Genomic DNA, 2457 nt, shown 5'->3' on the forward strand with positions numbered 1-2457 from the left:
GGGCCGTGCTGCTGGTCGGGGCGGCGCTGCTCAGGAACGGCACCGAGCCCGCCCTCCCCGACCTCCCGGTCGAGGGCCTGGCACCCGCGCCGGCCGGTGAGGTCTTCCTCGCCTGCGAGGGCGTCCCCGGTGTCCCGGAGGACTTCCCGGTGATCAGCCACGGCTCCCGGCTGACCGCCCAGGCGCTGCCCGGCTCGGACGTCCTGGCCCGGGTCGTGGCGCCCTACTTCCCGCGCTCCTGGGACCGCTTCTGCGGCCACTCCTACACTCCCCCGGCCGACCCCACCGACGAGGTGGCCGTCGTCGTCGGCGACGGCGTGGCCGCGGTGACCGTGCCACTGCTGGAGGCCTTCCACGAGCACGGCCTCGAAACGTACCGTCAGCTGCTCGGCGCCGCCCTGGACCGGCTCCTGCCGGACCCGCTCGTCCGCGCCGGCGGTCCGGTCCACCTGGAGACCACCGTGCAGCGCACCGCCGCGGGCACCGTGGTGCACCTGGTCAGCTTCGTCCCGTCCCGGGAGACCCCGGAGCTCGACCTGGTGCACGACCCGTTCCCGCTGGTCGACGTGCCCGTCGCCGTCCGGCTCGCCGCCGCGCCGCGCTCGGTGCGGCTCCAGCCCGCCGGGCGGGAGTTGGCCTGGGAGCACGACGGCGAGTACGTCCACGTGCGGGTCACCACCGGGGACGGCCACGCGATGATCGTGGTCGAGCACGACTGACAGTGATGATGTTCGTGGTGATGTTGCCGGTGGGTCTGACCCATCGACTGACTGACGCTTCGGCTGTCCTGTTTCGGATTTGTCGGCTCATCGGCGGCATCACCACGCACGCGGCCGGACGGGCGCTTGTGACTTCATAGGAGTCAGCCGTTCACCTGCGGATGACGCCTCGCGAGCGTGAAAATCGGTGCGGGGGCCGTCCGCTGACGCCGCATGATGTTTGGGCTTCGAGTCCGTATAGGAGTCTGGTGAGGGGGCCGTCCGAGGGACCACGCACTGTCGCCTTGAGCACGCCGTTCAGCTTCTCCGCCTCCCTCGGGCTCCCCGGATGGCCCCCGCCCTGGAGCACGACAGCAAGGGAGGACGACCGTGGAGGAGACGAGAGAAGACCAGGCCGACGGGGCGGTGGCCCGGGTCGCGGCGATCGACATCGCGAAGGCATCCGGGGTGGTCTGCATGCGGCTGCCGCACGAGGAGCGCGAGGGCCGGCGGGTTCAGCAGGTCTGGACAGTTGCCTCGACCACCAACGCGGTCCTGGAGCTCGGTGACCGCCTGCTCTGCCAAGGCATTCAGCGGGTGGTGATGGAGGCGACCGGCAACTACTGGAAGCCGTTCTTCTACCTTCTGGAGGCCCGCGGCCTGGAGTGCTGGCTGGTCAACGCCCGCGAGGTGAAGAACGTCCCGGGACGCCCGAAGACCGACAAGCTCGACGCGGTCTGGCTGGCCAAGCTCGCCGAGCGCGGCATGGTCCGCGCCTCGTTCGTCCCGCCGAAGCCGGTGCGCCAACTGCGGGACCTCACCCGCACCCGCATCGCGTTCACCCAGGACCGCACCCGTCACAAGCACCGCGTCGAGAAGGCCCTCGAAGACGCCCAGATCAAGCTCTCCAGCGTGGTATCCGACCTCTTCGGAGTCTCCGGCCGGGCGATGCTCGACGCCCTGGTCGCCGGCGAGCGCAACCCGCGTGCGCTCGCGGAGCTGGCCAGAGGCAGCCTGGTCAACAAGCGCGATGCCCTCGTCGAGGCACTGACCGGCCAGTTCGAGGACCACCACAGCCGTCTCCTGCGGATCCTGCTGGACACCGTCGACCACTTCACCCGGCAGATCTCCGAACTCGACCGGCACATCACCGACCTTCTCAGCGAACTGGCCGGCCCGGCCGCCACTGCCGAGCACAACGGCTCGCCGACCACCGCCGCCGGACGCCCCGGGCCCGAGCTGATCGAGCGCCTCGACGCCATCCCCGGAGTCGGAGCGGCCACCGCGCAGATCATCCTCGCCGAGATCGGCCTGGACATGAGCCGCTTCCCCAGCCCGGAACACCTGGTCTCCTGGGCCAAGCTCTGCCCCCGGACCATCCAGTCCGGCACAAAGAACACCACCGGCCCGGCCGGCCGGGGCAATCCCTGGCTCAAAGGCGCCCTGGGCGAAGCGGCCAACGCCGCCGCCCGCACGGACACCTTCCTCGGCTCGCGCTACCGCCGGATCGTCAAACGCCGGGGCCACGCCAAGGCTCTGGTCGCCGTCGCCCGCTCGATCCTCGTCATAGCCTGGCACCTGATCAACGACCCCGACGCCCGCTACCAGGACCTCGGCGCGAACTGGCACCAACGCCCCCTGAACAGCGCCCGCAAGACCCGCGACCTCGTCCGCCAGCTCCAGGCCCTCGGCCACCAGGTCACCCTCGCGCCCACGGCGGCCTGACCCCACCCGCTGCACGCTCACGACCGTCCGTTCC

At 71.1% G+C, this 2457-nt stretch carries 2 protein-coding genes; both read left to right on the forward strand.

The annotated features are described in order from the left end of the window. On the forward strand, positions 1–719 hold a 719-nt coding region (locus AB0O00_RS35655; RefSeq protein ID WP_363658855.1), incomplete at its 5' end, for a hypothetical protein. Positions 720–1088: 369 nt separating this feature from the next. After that, on the forward strand, positions 1089–2423 hold the full coding sequence (locus AB0O00_RS35660) for an IS110 family transposase (RefSeq protein ID WP_363658856.1): 1335 nt from the start codon (positions 1089–1091) through the stop codon (positions 2421–2423). Positions 2424–2457 lie beyond the last annotated feature (34 nt).

This window comes from Kitasatospora sp. NPDC093558, assembly GCF_040683475.1.
In the GTDB taxonomy this organism is placed as follows: domain Bacteria; phylum Actinomycetota; class Actinomycetes; order Streptomycetales; family Streptomycetaceae; genus Kitasatospora.